This is a genomic window from Cellulomonas sp. KH9, from assembly GCF_900114185.1.
In the GTDB taxonomy this organism is placed as follows: Bacteria; Actinomycetota; Actinomycetes; order Actinomycetales; family Cellulomonadaceae; genus Cellulomonas.
Map to the genome: position 1 here is coordinate 682,400 of NZ_FOSE01000001.1, position 16,727 is coordinate 699,126.

A 16,727-nucleotide genomic window follows, 5' to 3' on the forward strand; every position below is an offset into this window, starting at 1 on the left:
CCATGGCCGGCACAGGCAGCACCGACGTCGACCCCGTCGTCTCGCCGCGTCGTCGCCACACGTGCGAGCGGCTGCTCGACGCGGCGTTCGACCTCTTCGCGGACGAGGGCGTCGACGCCACGTCCATCGAGGCGGTCTGCGAGCGCGCCGGGTTCACCCGCGGCGCCTTCTACTCCAACTTCGAGAGCAAGTACGCCCTCCTGGTGGCCCTGGCCGCCCGCGAGCACCGGCGCCGGCTGCTCGAGCTGCGGGCCGCGCTGGTCGCCGCCCAGGCGGAGTCGGGGCACGGCACGGGCAGCGACCTCGACGTCGACTCCCTGAGCCGCTTCCTCGAGATCCTGCTCGAGCGCATGTCCGACGACCGCCGGTGGCGGGTCATCAGCGCGGAGCTGACCCTGCTGGCGATGCGTCAGCCCGAGATCGCGCGGCACCACCACGACCTGGACCGGCAGATGACCGACGAGGTCGCCGACGAGATCGAGCGGCTCATGCCGGTGCTCGGGCGCCGGCTGGTGCTGCCCGCGCGCCAGGTGCTGCGCGTGCTCACCGCCGGGTACATGGCCGACCTCAGCGCCGCCGACCTCTCGGGCGACCCGCAGCCCGCCGCCCGCGCGCGGGAGCAGGCCGCGGCGTGGCTCCCGACAGTCGTCGACCGACTCACCGAGCCCGCCTGACCGAGCCGCCTGACCGAGCCGCCTGACCGAGCGGCCGTCCGGCCCGGTCCCGGCGGTCAGGCGGGGTACGCCGCCGACAGCGCGGTGTGCTGCGCCCTGGTCAGCGGCACCACGACACCGTGCTTCGTGTTCGGCGGCAGCACGAGCTCCCCGTCCGGGACCTCCTGCCAGTCGCCCGACGCCAGGTCGTCGGTCCGCAGTGCGACGTAGCCCTGCGGGCGCACCGCGTACTGGTCGAGCCACAGGTACCAGGTGCCGGTGCGGTGGTCGCGGAACACCAGCGGCGCCTCGACGTGGTCGAACCGGTGGTCGAGCAGGCGTGCGGCGACGACCTCGAAGTCGTCGGCCTCGAGGGCGGACCCGGCCTCGTGGAACACCCGCAGCGTGTCCGGCGCGTCGTCGTCCTGCTTGGAGAACCGGTGCACGCGGCCGTCGGGCGACAGCGCCGCCGGCAGCACGGTGGTGTCGATGACGCCCGACCCGCGGTCGATGAGGACGCGCGCGGGCGAGGTGGACCGGAAGTCGCGGGTCCGCGCGACCAGGACGCGTGAGTAGGACGTCGTGGCGTGCCCGGGGTCGTCGTCGGGGTACAGCGTCGAGGAGAACGTCACGGCGAACTCGCCGGTCGCCGGGTCGTACGTGGCCTCGGGCGCCCAGGCCATGCCGGCCTGCGGGGGTGCGACCTCGAGCAGCCAGGGCTCGGACCAGTGCACGAGGTCGGTGGACCGCCACACCACGAGGTCGCGGCTGCCGTGGCGGGTCCACGCGTCCCAGCCGGCGTCGTCGCCGCCGTAGATGCGCAGGTCCGTCGCGATGACGAACCACTCGCCGTCCCCGGCGACGAGGTACGGGTCGCGTACCCCCGTGGTGCCGAGGTCGGAGCGCAGCACCGGCCGCCCGCCGTTGGCGCGCCGCCAGCGCAGCGGGTCGTCGCCGTCGGACAGCGAGAAGTAGATCTGCTCGCCGTACCCGTCGGGGTCCTCGACGTGGTGCACCAGCAGGTAGCCGTACGGCTCGTCCATCGGTCCTCCTCGCAAGCGGTTCCCGACGGCTCGCGCGCCGGGGGTGGGGCTGGATCGTCTTCTCGCGCCCTCGGGGGTGGGGCTGGATCGCCCTCTCGTCGTGAGGGGGCGATCCAGCCCTGCCCGGGTGGGTCAGGCGGCGGTGGCCGAACCCGACAGGGCGGTCCAGGACTCGGGGGCGAGGCGGACGGTCGTCGTGCCGGAGGTCTTCGCCGTGACGGGGGCACCGTCGAGCGTGACCACGTGCTCGGCCTCGACCCGGGCCGCGTGCTCCGGCCCGTGCACCGCGGGCTCGTGGTCCGCCGTGACCTGGACGCCGCCGCCCAGGGTGAGCGCGACGCCGGGGTGCCGCAGCTCGACCTCGACGGGCTCCGCCGTGCGGTTGACGAGGAACACGCCCAGGTCGCCGGACCCGGCGTCGCCGGCCCAGGTGACGGCGGCCGTCACGGACGGGACGTCGCCGTGGCGCTCGGTCGAGATGGTCGGAGCCGAGACCCGCACGTCGAGGACCTCGCCCTGCGCGAGTCGCGACGTGGCCGCGAACGGGTGGAACGTCGGCTGCTTCCAGGCCTCGCCGCCCGGCTCGGTCATGATCGGGGCGATGACGTTGACGAGCTGCGCGAGGCACGCGACGGGCACGCGGTCGGCGTGGTTGAGCAGCGTGACCAGCAGGTCGCCGACCACGACGGCGTCGAGGCCCGAGTAGACGTCCTCGATGATGCGCGCGGGCTGGTGCTGCAGCGGCAGGTTCTTCTCGCCCGGGAACCGCGACTCGAGGTACCAGACGTTCCACTCGTCGAACGAGATGGTGATGCGCTTGTCCGAGCGCTTGCGCGCGCCGACGGCGTCGGCCGACGCGACGACGCGGCGGATGAAGCGGTCCATGCCGGTCGCGGAGCCGAGGAACGAGGCGCGGTCGCCGTCCAGCTCCTCGTAGTACGCGTGCATGGAGATGTGGTCGACCAGGTCGTACGTGTACGACAGGACCGTCTGCTCCCACTCGCCGAACGTCTCCATCTGCATGGACGACGACCCGCACACCACGAGCTCGATCGACGGGTCGACGAGCTTCATCGCCTTGCCGGCCTCGGCGGCGAGCTTGCCGTACTCGTGGGCGTCCTTGTGGCCGATCTGCCACGGGCCGTCCATCTCGTTGCCGAGGCACCACAGCCTCACGCCGTAGGGCTCCTCGCGGCCGTTGGCGATGCGCAGGTCGGCCCAGCGCGAGCCGGCGACGCCGTTGCAGTACTCGACCAGGGCGGCCGCTGCCGCCACGCCGCGCGTGCCGAGGTTGACCGCCATCATCGGCTCGATGCCCTCGCGCTCGGCCCACTGCAGGAACTCGTCGGTGCCGACGAGGTTGGGCTCGACGGTCCGCCACGCCAGGTCGATGAAGGGCTTGCGGTCCTCGACCGGGCCGACGCCGTCCTCCCAGACGTAGTTGGAGACGAAGTTGCCGCCGGGGTAGCGCACCATGGTGACGCCGAGCTCGCGGGTGAGGTCCGCGACGTCGCGGCGGAAGCCGTGCTCGTCGGCCGTGGCGTGCCCCGGCTCGTAGATGCCGGTGTAGACGGCGCGTCCCATGTGCTCGACGAACGAGCCGAACAGGCGACGGTCGATGGCGCCGGTGCGGAAGTCGGGGTGCAGCAGGACGGTGGCGTGCGGGGTCATCGCGGAGCTCCGATTCGAATTCACAACGTTGTAAACGTGCCCAGCATAGCGTCGCCCCGGGGTGCTCCACGCAACGCCTGGGCTACTGTGACCCACGCGACGGAACGCGCTTTCCCACGGGTGCGGCGCGCACCCCGGAACGCACGCCCACGCCCCATCGTCGACGCCGCCGGAGGACCCCCGTGACCGAGCCGACCGACCCCCGCACGCTCGACCAGAACCCCACCGCCCCGCGCCCGCCGTCCGCCCGCCGCACCCAGGGCGACCCGTCCGTCGTGCCGACCTTCGCGCCCCCGCCGCCCGGACGCCGCCGCCGCCGTCACGCCGTGGTCGGCACCGGCCACCGCGCCGGCATGTACGTCGGTGCGCTCACCGGTGACCACGCGGACGTCGCCGAGCTCGTCGCGTGGTGCGACACCAACCCCGCCCGCATGGCGTACCACGACGCGCAGGCGGGTGCGGCGCTGGGCCTCGGCGGCCCGGCCGGCCTGCCGCAGCACGGCCCCGACGACCTCGAGCGCATGATCGTCGAGGACCGGGTCGACGTCGTCGTCGTCACGACGCCCGACGCCACGCACGCCGACCTCGTCGCGCGGGCGCTCGACGCGGGTGCGGACGTCGTGGTCGAGAAGCCCCTGACGACCACGGTGGAGGGCTGCCGCACCATCACGCGCGCCGTCGCCCGCACGGGCCGCGACGTCGTCATGACCTTCAACTACCGCTACGCGCCGCGGAACTCCGCGCTGCGCGAGGTGATCGCGTCGGGGGAGATCGGGCGCGTGACGTCCGTGCACTTCGAGTGGGCGCTGGACACCGTGCACGGTGCCGACTACTTCCGCCGCTGGCACCGGGACAAGCGGATGTCCGGCGGGCTGCTCGTGCACAAGTCGAGCCACCACGTCGACCTCGTCAACTGGTGGCTGCAGGACGTCCCGGCCCGCGTGTTCGCGTCGGGCGGGCTGCGGTTCTACGGGGACGCCAACGCGGCCGAGCGGGGCATGGGGCCGCGCCCGGAGCGCGGCACCGGTGCACAGGGCGACCCCTGGTCGCTCGACCTGACCCGCGACCCGCGGCTGCGCGCGCTGTACCTGGACGCCGAGCAGCACGACGGGTACCGCCGCGACCAGGACGTCTTCGCCCCCGGGATCACCATCGAGGACAACATGGCCGTGCTCGTCGACTACGCCGGCGGCGCGACACTGACCTACTCGCTCACCGCGCACAGCCCCTGGGAGGGCTACCGGGTCACCGTGAACGGCACCCGGGGGCGGGCCGAGCTGGAGGTGGTCGAGCGGGGCGCGGTGGTGCTCGACGACGACGGGCACGCCGTCCTCGACCCCTCGGCCACGCCCGAGGCCGTGGCGGCGGCCGACGGGCGGCCGGCGGGGGAGCGGCTGCTGGTCCAGCAGCACTGGGGTGCGGCGCGCGAGTGGCCGATCCCGGCGGGCGTCGGCGGGCACGGTGGCGGCGACGCGATCCTGCTGATGGACGTCTTCCGGCGGGACCTGCGCGAGGGGCCCGACCCGCTCGGGCGCGCCGCGGGCTACCGCGACGGGCTGCGGGCGGTGGCGGTCGGCATCGCCGCCAACCGGTCCATGGCCACCGGGCTGCCGGTGCGCATCGAGGACCTGGGGCTGGCCGACGACGTCGCCCTGACGCCGACCCGGCGGGGTGACGTGCGCTCCGCGGGTAGGTCGGTGGCCGCCCGGGGAGGCATGCTGGACACGTGACCAGTCTTCCCGGTGGGGTGTCCGTCAGCCGGCTGCGCGTCTACGACTGGCCGGCGCCGGACGGCGTCGGCCGCGCCGGGAGCGGTACACCGCACCTGCACGTGGCCTCCGCGGAGGCGTACGTGGTGCTGTCCGGCACCGGCGCGCTGCACACGCTCGGCCCGGAGGGGTTCGTCGAGCACCCGCTGCGGCCGGGCGTGGTCGTCACCGTCCAGCCCGGCGTCGTGCACCGGGCCGTCAACGACGGCGACCTCGAGGTGCTGGTCGTCATGTCGAACGCCGGGCTGCCCGAGGCGGGCGACGCCGTCATGACGTTCCCGCCGCCGGCCCTCGCCGACGCGGCGACGTACCGGGACGCCGCCGCGCTGCCGGTCGGCGGTGCGCACGCCCAGGTCACCGACGAGCACGTGGCCCACGCGGTCCGGGCCCGGCGCGACCTCGCGCTGCAGGGGTACGGACAGCTGCTCCAGGCGGCGGCGCGGCACGGTGCCGCCGCCGCGCTGCGGCCCTTCCACGAGGCGGCGGTGCGCCTGGTGCGTCCCTCGGTGCCCCGCTGGCAGGACCTGTGGGGCCGCACGGCGTTCGCCGAGACCGACGCGACCGCCGCGGTCCTCGAGGGCCTCATGCGCGGGTCCGCGCCGCACCTGGCCCACGGCCGCGCCGAGCGGGTCGAGTCCGACCCCGCCCCGCGCCGGTACGGCATGTGCGGCCGCCTGGAGACCTGGGACCTGGGCTGACGGGGCTGGGCTGACGGGCTGGACTCCGGTCGAGGCCCCGGTCGGGGCCCCGGGTCAGCGGGGTGCCGCCGCCGCGAGGACCCGGTGCCGGTCCGCGGTCACCGCCACGAGCAGGTCCCGCTCGGACTCGGCGTGGGTCCGCAGGTCCGCCCGGCCGGTCGCCGCCTGCTGACGACGGAAGGCCAGCGTGGTCGCGTCGCGCTGGAACTGGCGCATCGCCTCGCCGGCAGCCGGGCCGCCCGCCCGCGTCGCCCAGCCCACGGCCGTGCGCCGCCGCTGCAGGGACGCCAGCATCTCGACCTCGTGCGGGGCGAACCACCCGGCGGCGGCGTACTCGGCGAGCCGGTGCCGGATCACCACGGACTCCTGGCGCCGCAGCCAGAACGTCAGGCCCACGACCCCGGCGAACAGCGGCACCTGGACCACGGCGAAGACGAGGAGGTACGCGCTGCCGGCGACCAGCCCCGTCGCGTTCCACAGCGCGTGCCCGACGGTCGCGCCCAGCAGCCCCAGGGGGAACAGCCACCACGCGGCGTGCCGGCTGCGGGAGCGGGCGGCCAGGCCGAGGGCGGCGCCCGTGCAGGCCGTGAACAGCAGGTGCGCGAACGGCGTGGCCAGGCCGCGCAGCACGAACGTCTCGGCCAGGGCGTCCCCCGCGCGGCCGAAGTACAGGATGTTCTCGATGAACGCGAAGCCCGCCGCGACGACGCCCGCGTAGACGAGGCCGTCGACCACGCCGTCGAAGTAGCGGCGCCGGGCCAGGAACAGCACCAGCACCCCGGCGCCCTTGGCGAGCTCCTCGACGACGGGCGCCGAGACGACCGAGGACGCCACGAGCCCGGCGTCGAGGCTGCCGGTCGCCTGCGCGACGGTGTACAGCGTGAGGTCGTTGACGACGATCGACACGAGCACCGCGACGCCGGCGCCCCACAGCAGGCCGAACAGCAGCGCACCGCGCGGCTCCGGCTCCCAGCGGTCGAGCCAGCGGATGCCGAGCAGCACCACCGTCAGCGGCACCACCGCGAGCACCGTGCCGACCACCCCGGCCCCGACGCCCACCTGGACGAGGACCAGCGCGAGCGCACCGACCGCCGCCACGGCGATCAACGCGACCGCCAGCATCGCGAGCACGTCCCGTGCCGTCGTCGTCCGCCGCGGCGGGACCCACCCTGCCGGGACGGCGCCGGGCGGGACCTCGGGCCGGATCGTCTCGGTGCTGCTCACGCGCACACCCTAGGGGCCCGCAGGGACGCCTGTCCCCGGTGACGTCCGACCGGCGACCGTAGGGTGGCGGAGGTCCCGGCGCCCCCGGCCGGGCCGCCGAGGGAGAGGCAGGCATGGACGAGCACGAGGTGCGCCGCAGGATGCGCTCGCAGGAGCTGTACGACGACGAGGGCCCGGGGCTGGAGGCGCTCGTCGCCGAGCGGCAGCGCGCCAAGGAGCTGACGTGGCGCTTCAACATGACGAACCCGACCGACGTCGCCGCGCGCCAGGCGATCCTGCGCGAGCTGTTCGGCCCGATGGGCGAGCGCGTGTGGATCGAGGCGCCGCTGCAGGTGTCCTACGGGTACAACGTGTCCTTCGGTGACGACGTGTTCGTCAACGTCGGCTTCACGCTCGTCGACGACATCGAGGTGACGATCGGCTCGCGCGTGATGATCGCGCCCAACGTCACGATCAGCGTCACCGGGCACCCCGTGCACCCCGAGCTGCGCTCCGGCATGGCGCAGTTCTCCGCGCCCGTGACCATCGAGGACGACGTCTGGCTGGGCGCCCACGTCGTGATCCTGCCGGGTGTGACCGTCGGTGCCGGGTCGATCGTCGGCGCGGGCAGCGTCGTGACGAAGGACGTGCCGCCCGGGGTCGTCGTCGGCGGGGTCCCGGCGCGCGTGCTGCGCCCCATCACCGACGCGGACCGGGAGTTCGTGTACCGCCGGCCGGGCACCCTGACCTGACGCCCGCACGCGGCTCGTCCGCGGCTGCGCCCCCGCCCGCGGCCGACGTCCGTCAGGCGCGGGCGCCGCGGGTCCGCGCACGCGCCCGGCCGGGGCGGCGCCCCGGCGGGCGCGCGTGCGACCCGTCCGCCGCACCCGCGCGCCCGCCCGGGTGCGCGGCGGGGCGGTGGTCCAGCTCCGCGTTCACGACACCGCCGGTGAGGACGACGATCGCGGAGATCCACAGCCACAGGACGGCCGCCAGGATCGTGCCGAGCACCTGCGCGGCCACCTGGACGGTGCCCTCGCCGTCGACCTGCGGCGCCGTGGGTCCCACCGTGCGCAGCGACCAGGCGAACACCGCCGCGACGACCAGCACGCCGAGCGACCCGACGACCGCGCCGGGCACCGCCCGGCGCCACGTCGTCCCCGGCTCGTGCTGCGGGCCGTAGCGGTACAGCAGGGTGAGGTACGCCCCCGCGACACCCACGGCCACGGGCCAGCGGACCGGTGCCCACACGGTGCCGAACCTGTCGCCCAGGCCCAGCCGGTCGGCGATCTGCTCGCCACCGCCCAGCAGCGGGCCCACGACCACCAGCACGAGCACCACCAGGAGCGTCACCACGGCGCCGAGCGCCAGCGCGACCCCCAGCACGCCCTGCGCCACGATCCCGCGGCGCTCCGGCACGGTGTACGCGTCGTCGAGCGCCCGGATCGCGGCCCGGAACATCCGGCTCGCCAGGAGGAGCGTGAGCAGCAGGGAGCCCACGGCGACCCCCGTCCGCTCCTCGCGCAGCAGCCCCTGCACCAGCGGGACCAGGGCGTCCTGCGCGACGTCGTCCGCCAGGACGCCCGACACGGCGTCGACCACGCCGTCCTCGACCCGGGTGACCTGCTCGGGGCTGGTGAACCGCTCGAGGTAGCCCAGGCTCGCGCCCAGCGCCGAGGTCAGCGGCACCACCGACAGCAGGGCGTAGTACGTCATCTCGGCCGCGAGGCCCGTGACCCGGACGTCGACCACGCGGCGCACGCACCGCACGACGAACGGCAGGAGGTCGAGGCCGCGCACGCGCACCGGGTGCCGTCGCGCCCACGCGTCCGCACGGTCCAGCACCGTCGGCCGGTCGTGCTGCGGCACCCGGGCGCGCACGCGCGGGACGACGCGCGCCGCCGCGAGCACGGTGGCCGGGGCCACGACCGCGGTGCCCAGCAGGACCAGCCACGACGGGGCGCGCCCCGGGACCGCGGCCGCGGCGGCGCCCCACGCGGCGAGCGCGCCGGCCAGCGCCGTCAGCGTCGTCGTGGCGACCGCCAGGCGCGCGCTCGCCGGGTCCCGGCGCCGGCACCCGACCGCGCCGAGCACCGCCAGCACGGCGACGGCGACGAGCAGCACGGGCACTCCGGGGATCGAGGGGGTCGCGGGCATCGTAGGTGGCCCCCGGCCGGAGGGCCGCGGCGCACCGCCGTGCGGCGCACCGCCGTGCGGCGCACCGCCGTGCGGCGCACCGCCGTGCGGGGCGACGTAGCGTGACGGCATGCGTGACGCCCCCGGCACGACCCCGCAGGTGACCGCCGTGCAGGGCCGCCCGCCCGGCACCCTCGCCCTCGTCGCGCGCGGCCTCGTGGGGCTCGCGCTGCTCGTCGCCCCGGCCTGGGTCGTCGCGACGGCCGGCGACGTCGTCGCGCACCAGCACCGGGCTCTGACCGTGCTGCTCGTGGTGGCTGCCCTGGCGGGTGCGGCCGTGCTCGCGCGCGTCGTCGTCCTCGCGCGGCGCCGGTCCGCGCGCGCCGCGGCCCGCGCTGCGGGGACCACCGGAGGAGCCGTCGGGCGGCGTGCGACCGCGGTCCGTGTGCCGGCCGCGACGGGCGTCACGGTCGGGTACGCGCTGCTCGCCGTCCTCGCGGGCGCCGTCGTGTGGCTGCGGCCGTTCGCGGCGACGGACGACGCGCTCGCCGCGCTGCGCTCCGACGCCCGCGTCGAGGTGCAGGAGCAGCCCGGCTGGTACGCGTTCGTCCCGCAGGGACCGGCGTCGCCCACCGTCGGGCTCGTCTACTCCCCGGGCGCCCGGGTCGACGTGCGCGCGACCGCCGCGGTGCTGCGCCCGCTGGCCGAGGCGGGCTACCTGGTGGTCGCGCTCAAGGAGCCGCTGGGCGTGGCGCTCACGTCCCCCGCGCAGTCGGGGCACGCCATCGAGGCCTACCCGGAGATCGAGGCCTGGGCCGTCGGCGGGCACTCGCTCGGCGGCGTCGTGGCCTCGACGTACGCCGCCGCGAACGACGAGCTGGTGGCGGGGCTGCTGCTGCACGCGTCGTACCCGATGGGCGACATCAGCGACGCCGACCTGCGCGTGGCCTCGGTGTCCGGCTCGCGCGACGGCCTGACGACCCCGGCGGACGTCGAGGCGTCGCTGGCGGACCTGCCCCGCGGGACGACGTCCACGGTGGTCGACGGTGCCGTGCACGCGTTCTTCGCGGACTACGGCCCGCAGCCCGGCGACGGTGAGCCGACCGTGACGCGCGCCCGGGCGCAGGAGGAGATCAGGACCGCGGACCTGGCGCTGCTCGGGAGCCTCGGGGGCTGAGGTCGGCCACGGCGGGCCGGGGCTCACGCGTCCGCGTACGACTCCACCACCGCCAGGTCCAGCGCGAACTCGACGGGTGCCGAGCCGAACAGCAGCCGCCCCGCCTCGTCGGCCGCGTCCCGCACGGCCTGCGCGACCTCCTCGGCGTCCGCCGCGGGGGAGTGGACCACCACCTCGTCGTGCAGGAAGAACACGAGGTGCGCGCGCCCGTCACCGATCTCCCGCAGCCGGCGGCGCAGCGCCGCGAGCCAGCACAGCGCCCACTCCGCGGCCGTGCCCTGGACGACGAAGTTGCGCGTGAACCGGCCGCGGTCGCGCGCCCGCCGTCGGGCGTCGCGCACGTCGTCGGGGTCCGCGCCCTCGGCGCCCGCCGCACCCAGGTGGTCGAGGAACGCGGCGCTCGCGGGCGGTGACGTGCGACCCAGCCACGTCGAGACCGGCTCACCGCGCTCACCGGCACGCGCGGCGGCCTCGACCAGCGCGACCGCCCGCGGGTACGCCCGGGTCAGCCGGGGCATGAGCATGCCGGCCGTGCCCGTGGTGGCGCCGTAGATCGCACCGAGCAGGGCGTACTTGGCGTCCGTGCGGGTGGGCACCGTGCCCGCGTCGGCGATGCGCTGGTAGAGGTCCGACCCGCGAGCGGCCTCGGCCATGGCACGGTCGCCGGACAGGGCCGCCAGCACGCGCGGCTCGAGCTGCGCGGCGTCGGCGACGACCAGGCGCCAGCCGTCGTCGGCGCGGGCGGCGGCCCGCAGCGACGCGGGCAGCTGCAGCGCCCCGCCGCCGTCGGTGGCCCAGCGGCCGGTGACGACACCCCCGACGACGTACGTGGGCCGGAACCGTCCGTCGTGCACCCACGCGTCCAGCCACGCCCAGCCGTTCGCGCTGAGCAGGCGCGACAGGCGCTTGTACTCCAGCAGCGGCTCGACGACGGGGTGGTCGAGCTCGCGGATCTCCCACTTGCTGGTGGAGCCCACCGAGAACCCCTGCCGGCGCAGCGCCGCGAGCAGGTGGGGCTGCGAGTCGGGGTTGAGACGGGGGTCGTCCAGCAGCTCACGGATCCGCCCGACCAGCTCCTCCAGCCGGCGGGGGCGCCCGCCGCCCGCGGGCCGGGGGCCGACCAGTGCCGTCAGCAGCTCGTCGTGCCGCACGGGGTCCCACGGCAGGCCGTCGTGCTGCATCTCCGCGGCCAGCAGCGCGCCCGTGGACTCCGCGGCCAGCAGCAGCCGCAACCGGCCGGGCCGGGTGGACCCGGCGACCGCGGCGAGCTGGTCGCGCAGCTCCGCGAGCAGGTCGGGGCCGTCGTCGGGGTCGTCGGCCGGTGCGGCGTCGGGGTCGTGGACCGGCGCCGCGTCGGTGGGCCGCTGCCCGGGCGGCGTGCCGGCGCCGGGCCCCGCCGCGGGCCCCGCCGCCGGTGGCGCGTCGTCGGTGAGCTCGCGCAGCGCGTCGAGCAGGTCCGGCTCGCGGGGTGCCTCCTCGTGCGGCGCCGGTGCGTCGAACGGGCCCGGGGGTGCGTTCTGCAGCCGTGACCCGGCCGCCGTCGCGGCGTGCCGCAGGATCGCGTGGCACAGCCGCAGGTCGTGGCACCGGTCCACGCGCACGCCGGCGGCGATCAGCGCGGGGTACCAGCGGCGCGTGTCGTCCCACACCCAGCGCGGGCCGTGCTCGGCCTCGACCCGGGCGACCGCCGCCGGCAGCGCGTCGGTGTCGACCACGCGCGACCCGGTGGGCGCCGCGTCGGCGTCCAGCGAGGTCAGGGTGACGGTACGACCGCGCGGGTCACCGGTGAGCAGGACGTACGCGGGCACGCCCCATCCTCGCGCGCCCCACCGACAGCGGCGTCACTCCTCGCGGCTGGAGAGCACGCAGAACTCGTTGCCGTCGGGGTCGGCCAGCACCGTCCACGACACGTCCGGCCCCTGACCGACGTCCGCGAGCGTGGCCCCCAGGTCGAGCAGCCGGGCGATCTCGGCCTCGCGGTCGTCCGAGGTGTGCGGTGCCAGGTCCAGGTGCAGCCGGCTCTTCGCCGTCCTGTCGTGGTCGACCTGGACGAAGCACAGGCCGGGCGGCACCTGGTGGAAGGGGAGGGCCGACCCGAGGTCGGGGGCCCACGGCGGCAGCACGCCGGCCTCGTCGTCCGCGTAGCGCGCGTAGTCCCAGCCGAGCGCGTCGGCCCACCACCGGGCCAGCGCGTGCGGGTCACGGGACTCGATCACGGTCGTGTACCAGCGCAGCGGCATCGGTGCTCCTCGGACGTGCTCCTCGGGCGTGCTCCGGTCGGGTGCCGACGACGCTACCGGCGGCCACCCACACCCGTCGCGTCAGCGGGCGAGGGCCGTCCGGACCGCCTCGCCGGGCACCGCGAGCAGCGCACTGCCCTCCGCACCGTCGAGCGTCACCACCAGGTCGGCGGTCTCGGGGTCGACGACCACCTCGATGGCGTCGTCGCCCCGCACCACGCCGGGCGTCGCCAGGGCCGCGGCGACGACCTCGCACGGCCACGTCCAGCGGGTGACCCCGCCCAGCTGCAGGAAGTGCACGACCAGGTCGGACCCCTCGCGGTGGACGGTCGTGGCCACCGTCGCGGACGTGTGCACCAGCACGCAGTCCGCCGAGGTCAGCACCGGTACGGCACCCGTCTCGCCCATGTCGCCACCCTCGCTGCTCGTCCTCGACGCCCGGGCGCTGCACCCGGCCGACCGCGGGCCGAGCCGCGCCGGTTCGGACGGTAGCCGGGCCCGCCGACACAGGGGGGTGGATCGCGGGGTGAGATCCGGGGCGATCGGGTGATGCGGTCCCGGTGCCGACCCGCGCGGCCCGGCCGGGTGCCGCGCTGCCCGTCGGCGGCGTGCGCGCCGTCGCGTCACGGGCGGTTACCGCACCCGGCCCGACCTGCGTTAGCGTCATGCGGCCGGTCGCAACGATCCGAACGTCACAGAGGACCCTTCGTGGACACGCTCCCGTACCAGGACCCGTCGCTGCCCGTCCCGGCGCGCGTCGCCGACCTGCTGAGCCGCATGACGCTGCCCGAGAAGGCGGGGCAGATGCTGCAGCTCGACGCCCAGCCGGGCGTGGAGGACCTGGTCCTCGAGAAGCACGTCGGGTCGATCCTGCACGCCTCGCCGCAGCGCGTGCTCGAGGCCCTGGACGCGGTCGAGCGCACCCGGTTGCGCATCCCGCTCCTCGTCGCCGACGACGCGATCCACGGCTACTCCTTCTGGCGCGGTGCGACGATCTTCCCCACCCAGCTCGGCGTGGCGGCGTCCTGGGACCCGGCGGCGGCCGAGGCCATGGCGCGCGTGACCGCGGTCGAGGTGTCGGCCACGGGTCTGCACTGGACCTTCTCGCCGGTCGTCTGCATCACGCGTGACCTGCGCTGGGGGCGGGTGAACGAGACGTTCGGCGAGGACCCGTTCCTGCTCGGTGAGCTCGCCGCCGCGATGGTGCGCGGCTACCAGGGCGACGGCCTCACGGACCCGACCGCCGTGCTCGCGTGCGCCAAGCACTTCGCCGGGTACTCCGAGACGCAGGGCGGACGCGACGCCTCCGAGGCCGACATCTCGCGCCGCAAGCTCCGCTCGTGGTTCCTGCCGCCGTTCGAGCGCGTCGCCCGCGAGGGCGCCCGCACGTTCATGATCGGCTACCAGTCCACCGACGGGGTCCCGATCGTCGTCAACAAGTGGCTGCTGCAGGACGTGCTGCGCGGCGAGTGGGGCTGGACCGGCACCCTCATCACGGACTGGGACAACGTCGGACGCATGGTCTGGGAGCAGAAGATCGCCCCGGACCACGAGCACGCCGCGGCGAGCGCCGTGAACGCCGGTAACGACATGGTCATGACGACGCCCGGGTTCTTCGAGGGCGTGCAGAAGGCGGTGGCCAACGGGCTGGTCGACGAGGCGCAGCTCGACGCCGCCGTCGCGCGCATCCTCACCGTGAAGTTCGAGCTGGGGCTCTTCGAGGACCCGCGCCGCCCGGACCCGGTCCGGCAGGCCGAGGTCATCGGGTCGGACGACCACCAGGACATCAACCTGCACGTGACGCGCCGCTCGCTGGTGCTGCTGCAGAACTCGGGCGTGCTGCCGCTGGGTGGTGGTCTGGTCTCGCAGCTGGACGGGCACGCCACGGCGCCCGACGGCGCCGCCCCGGCGCCGCTGCGCCTCGCGGTGGTCGGCCCCAACGCGGACGACGTCGACGCCCAGCTGGGCGACTGGGCCGGTCGCTCCGGCCAGGTCGACTGGATGCGCGAGTCCGGGCACCCGCGCGAGATGACCGAGACGGTCCTGGACGGGCTGCGCGGCCTGCTGCCCGAGAGCTGGGAGCTGACGTACGCGCGGGGCGCCGACATCGGCACATTGGGCCCGGACCCCGACGGTGAGTCCTACCCGGACGGGCAGCCCCGCATGCCCGTCATGCACGCCGCCGAGCCGGACCCCGTGATGATCGCCGAGGCCGTGGCCGCCGCGCAGGGCGCCGACCACGTGGTCGCCGTCGTCGGGGACACCATCGGTCTCATGGGCGAGACGCGGTCCACCGCGACGCTCGAGCTGGTGGGCGGGCAGGTCGCGCTGCTCGACGCGCTGGCCGCGACGGGCACCCCGATGACGGTGGTGCTCATCGCGTCCAAGCCGCTGGTGCTGCCGGAGTCGGCCCTGGGAGCGGACGCGATCGTGTGGGCCGCCAACCCGGGCATGCGCGGCGGGCGGGCGATCGCCGAGCTGCTGCTCGGCACGATCGAGCCGGCCGGTCGGCTGCCGCTGACCTTCCCGCGGCACGTCGGCCAGCAGCCCGTCTACTACAACGGGCTGCGCGGTCAGCACGGCACCCGCTACGCCGACCTCACGCAGGACCCGGCGTTCGCGTTCGGTGAGGGGCTGTCGTACTCGACGGTCGAGTACACGGACCTCACGGTGGCCACGCCGGTGCTCGGCCGCGACGACGTGGTCCGCGCGCAGGTCACGCTGACCAACACCGGGTCGCGTCCGTCGCACGAGGTCGTGCAGGTCTACGTCAGCGACCTCGTCACCTCGCTGACGTGGGCGGAGAAGGAGCTCAAGGCGTACCGGCACGTGGACGTGGCACCGGGGGAGTCCGTCGTGGTCGACGTCGAGGTGCCCGTGGCCGACTGCACGATCGTCGACGCCGAGGGTCGCCGCGTCGTCGAGCCCGGTGAGTTCGAGCTGCTCGTGGGGCGCTCGTCGCGGGACCGCGACCTGCTGCGCGGGGGCTTCGCCGTCACCGGCTGAGCCGGGCGGGCTCAGCGCGGGTCGGGCGCCGCGGCCCCGGCCGTGCTGGCCCGCACGACCAGCTCCGGCTGGAAGAGCACGCGCTGGTGCTCGGCACCGCGGCCCGCCGCGGCCTCCCGCAGCAGCAGGTCCGCGGCCGTCCAGCCGAGGGTGTGGGTGGGCTGCCGGACCGAGGTCAGGGGCACGGGCAGCATGCCGAGCACCGGGATGTCGTCGTACCCGACGAGGGCCATCTGCTCGGGCACCGCGACGTCGGCGCGCCGCAGGGCGCGCAGCGCGCCGAGCGCGAGGAGGTCGTTGGTGCAGAACGTCGCGGTCGGCCGGCGGGCGGGGCCGAGTGCCAGCAGCTCCGTCATCGCCGCGTCACCGGCGTCCGCGGTCATGGCGGGCACGGTCACCTCGGCGAGCACCGCGCCCGGGTCCAGGCCGGCGGCGGCGAGCGCCGCGACGGTGCCCGTGCGGCGGTCGGCGCACGGTCGCACGCCGCCCGGGCCGTTGACGAGCCCGATGCGGCGGTGGCCCAGCGCCAGGAGGTGCTCGGTCGCCAGGGCGGCGCCCCGCACGTCGTCGACGCCGACGCTCGAGACCTCGGCGACGTCCGACGGTGTGTCCAGGAGCACGACCTGCATGCCGCGGTCCCGCACCGCCAGCACCTGGTCGATCGACGCGCGCGCCGGGCTGACCAGGATGCCCTGCACGCCGTGCTCCTCGTGCAGTCGCAGGTAGCGGGCCTCCCGCTCCGGGTCGGCGTCCGACGACGAGAGGACGAGCGTGTAGTCCTCCGGCGAGATCCGGTCCTCGACACCGCGCGCGATCCCGGTGAAGAAGGGGTTGGCGAGGTCCAGGACCAGCACCCCCAGCATGTTCGCCGAGCCCACCCGCAGCTGGCGCGCCGACGCGTTGCGGACGAACCCCAGCTCCTCGATGACCGCCTGGACGCGGTCGCGGGTCGACGAGGCCACGTGGTCGGGGCGGTTGAGGACGTTGGACACCGTCCCGACGGACACCCCTGCGCGTCGCGCGACGTCGGTGATCGACGGTCGTCGCGGTCGGTCGCCGTTCGTCGTCATCGACGACCCCCCGCCCGTTCGTGCGACCGCCGCCGGTGGCCGGTCCGCCGCCGATGCTAAC

At 75.6% G+C, this 16,727-nt stretch carries 14 protein-coding genes; 6 read left to right on the forward strand and 8 right to left on the reverse strand.

Annotated features, from left to right (window positions below):
• The first annotated feature begins 2 nt into the window (after positions 1–2).
• Positions 3–674 carry a TetR/AcrR family transcriptional regulator gene (locus BMZ16_RS03005; protein WP_177199569.1) on the forward strand — a complete coding sequence of 224 codons (672 nt, stop codon included), beginning with the start codon at positions 3–5 and terminating at the stop codon, positions 672–674.
• Positions 675–730: 56 nt separating this feature from the next.
• Here the strand turns inward: BMZ16_RS03005 and BMZ16_RS03010 are convergent, their stop codons facing one another.
• Positions 731–1,696, reverse strand: coding sequence for a glycoside hydrolase family 43 protein (locus tag BMZ16_RS03010; protein WP_089798099.1), 966 nt, complete (start codon positions 1,694–1,696; stop codon positions 731–733).
• Positions 1,697–1,828: 132 nt separating this feature from the next.
• Positions 1,829–3,367, reverse strand: coding sequence for an arabinosylfuranosidase ArfA (locus BMZ16_RS03015; RefSeq protein ID WP_089798100.1), 1,539 nt, complete (start codon positions 3,365–3,367; stop codon positions 1,829–1,831).
• A 182-nt stretch (positions 3,368–3,549) separates the two neighbouring features.
• Between BMZ16_RS03015 and BMZ16_RS03020 the strand changes: the two genes are divergently transcribed.
• Together BMZ16_RS03020 and BMZ16_RS03025 are read left to right on the forward strand one after the other, a co-directional pair.
• On the forward strand, positions 3,550–5,097 hold the full coding sequence (locus BMZ16_RS03020) for a Gfo/Idh/MocA family protein (protein ID WP_089798101.1): 1,548 nt from the start codon (positions 3,550–3,552) through the stop codon (positions 5,095–5,097).
• Positions 5,094–5,834 (forward strand): cupin domain-containing protein, encoded by a 741-nt coding sequence (locus tag BMZ16_RS03025; protein WP_089798102.1) that lies wholly within the window; start codon positions 5,094–5,096, stop codon positions 5,832–5,834. Before BMZ16_RS03020 ends, BMZ16_RS03025 begins: the two co-directional genes overlap by 4 nt.
• 54 nt (positions 5,835–5,888) lie before the next feature.
• Here the strand turns inward: BMZ16_RS03025 and BMZ16_RS03030 are convergent, their stop codons facing one another.
• Positions 5,889–7,058 carry a PrsW family intramembrane metalloprotease gene (locus BMZ16_RS03030; protein ID WP_089798682.1) on the reverse strand — a complete coding sequence of 390 codons (1,170 nt, stop codon included), beginning with the start codon at positions 7,056–7,058 and terminating at the stop codon, positions 5,889–5,891.
• 113 nt (positions 7,059–7,171) lie between these two features.
• Between BMZ16_RS03030 and BMZ16_RS03035 the strand changes: the two genes are divergently transcribed.
• Positions 7,172–7,789 (forward strand): sugar O-acetyltransferase, encoded by a 618-nt coding sequence (locus tag BMZ16_RS03035; RefSeq protein ID WP_089798103.1) that lies wholly within the window; start codon positions 7,172–7,174, stop codon positions 7,787–7,789.
• Between the two features lie 52 nt (positions 7,790–7,841).
• Here BMZ16_RS03035 and BMZ16_RS03040 read toward each other — a convergent pair whose 3' ends face one another.
• The gene (locus BMZ16_RS03040; RefSeq protein ID WP_218143299.1) at positions 7,842–9,194 is read right to left on the reverse strand and encodes a YihY/virulence factor BrkB family protein; all 1,353 of its coding nucleotides are present in this window, start codon (positions 9,192–9,194) and stop codon (positions 7,842–7,844) included.
• A 109-nt stretch (positions 9,195–9,303) separates the two neighbouring features.
• On the opposite strand from BMZ16_RS03040, the gene BMZ16_RS19145 reads away from it, so the two are divergent.
• On the forward strand, positions 9,304–10,350 hold the full coding sequence (locus BMZ16_RS19145) for an alpha/beta hydrolase (protein ID WP_089798105.1): 1,047 nt from the start codon (positions 9,304–9,306) through the stop codon (positions 10,348–10,350).
• A 23-nt stretch (positions 10,351–10,373) separates the two neighbouring features.
• Here BMZ16_RS19145 and BMZ16_RS03050 read toward each other — a convergent pair whose 3' ends face one another.
• From BMZ16_RS03050 to BMZ16_RS03060, 3 genes are all read right to left on the reverse strand, one after another.
• Complete coding sequence (locus BMZ16_RS03050) at positions 10,374–12,158, reverse strand: bifunctional 3'-5' exonuclease/DNA polymerase (RefSeq protein WP_089798106.1); 1,785 nt, start codon at positions 12,156–12,158, stop codon at positions 10,374–10,376.
• A gap of 33 nt (positions 12,159–12,191) precedes the next feature.
• On the reverse strand, positions 12,192–12,590 hold the full coding sequence (locus BMZ16_RS03055; protein WP_089798107.1) for a VOC family protein: 399 nt from the start codon (positions 12,588–12,590) through the stop codon (positions 12,192–12,194).
• An 81-nt stretch (positions 12,591–12,671) separates the two neighbouring features.
• A complete protein-coding gene (locus tag BMZ16_RS03060; RefSeq protein ID WP_089798108.1) occupies positions 12,672–12,998 on the reverse strand; it encodes a hypothetical protein in 327 nt (108 codons plus the stop codon).
• 300 nt (positions 12,999–13,298) lie between these two features.
• Here BMZ16_RS03060 and BMZ16_RS03065 point away from each other — a divergent pair, with 300 nt between their 5' ends.
• On the forward strand, positions 13,299–15,596 hold the full coding sequence (locus BMZ16_RS03065; RefSeq protein WP_089798109.1) for an exo-beta-d-1,3/1,6-glucosidase: 2,298 nt from the start codon (positions 13,299–13,301) through the stop codon (positions 15,594–15,596).
• A gap of 11 nt (positions 15,597–15,607) precedes the next feature.
• Here the strand turns inward: BMZ16_RS03065 and BMZ16_RS03070 are convergent, their stop codons facing one another.
• Positions 15,608–16,666, reverse strand: a complete 1,059-nt coding sequence (locus tag BMZ16_RS03070; protein ID WP_089798110.1) for a LacI family DNA-binding transcriptional regulator — start codon at positions 16,664–16,666, stop codon at positions 15,608–15,610.
• Between the last annotated feature and the right edge of the window lie 61 nt (positions 16,667–16,727).

Coding starts and splice junctions, on each gene's coding strand:
- BMZ16_RS03005 (WP_177199569.1), top strand. CDS start 3: ATGGCCGGCACAGGCAGCACCGACGTCGACCCCGTCGTCTCGCCGCGT.
- BMZ16_RS03010 (WP_089798099.1), bottom strand. CDS start 1,696: ATGGACGAGCCGTACGGCTACCTGCTGGTGCACCACGTCGAGGACCCC.
- BMZ16_RS03015 (WP_089798100.1), bottom strand. CDS start 3,367: ATGACCCCGCACGCCACCGTCCTGCTGCACCCCGACTTCCGCACCGGC.
- BMZ16_RS03035 (WP_089798103.1), top strand. CDS start 7,172: ATGGACGAGCACGAGGTGCGCCGCAGGATGCGCTCGCAGGAGCTGTAC.
- BMZ16_RS03040 (WP_218143299.1), bottom strand. CDS start 9,194: ATGCCCGCGACCCCCTCGATCCCCGGAGTGCCCGTGCTGCTCGTCGCC.
- BMZ16_RS19145 (WP_089798105.1), top strand. CDS start 9,304: ATGCGTGACGCCCCCGGCACGACCCCGCAGGTGACCGCCGTGCAGGGC.
- BMZ16_RS03055 (WP_089798107.1), bottom strand. CDS start 12,590: ATGCCGCTGCGCTGGTACACGACCGTGATCGAGTCCCGTGACCCGCAC.
- BMZ16_RS03060 (WP_089798108.1), bottom strand. CDS start 12,998: ATGGGCGAGACGGGTGCCGTACCGGTGCTGACCTCGGCGGACTGCGTG.
- BMZ16_RS03070 (WP_089798110.1), bottom strand. CDS start 16,666: ATGACGACGAACGGCGACCGACCGCGACGACCGTCGATCACCGACGTC.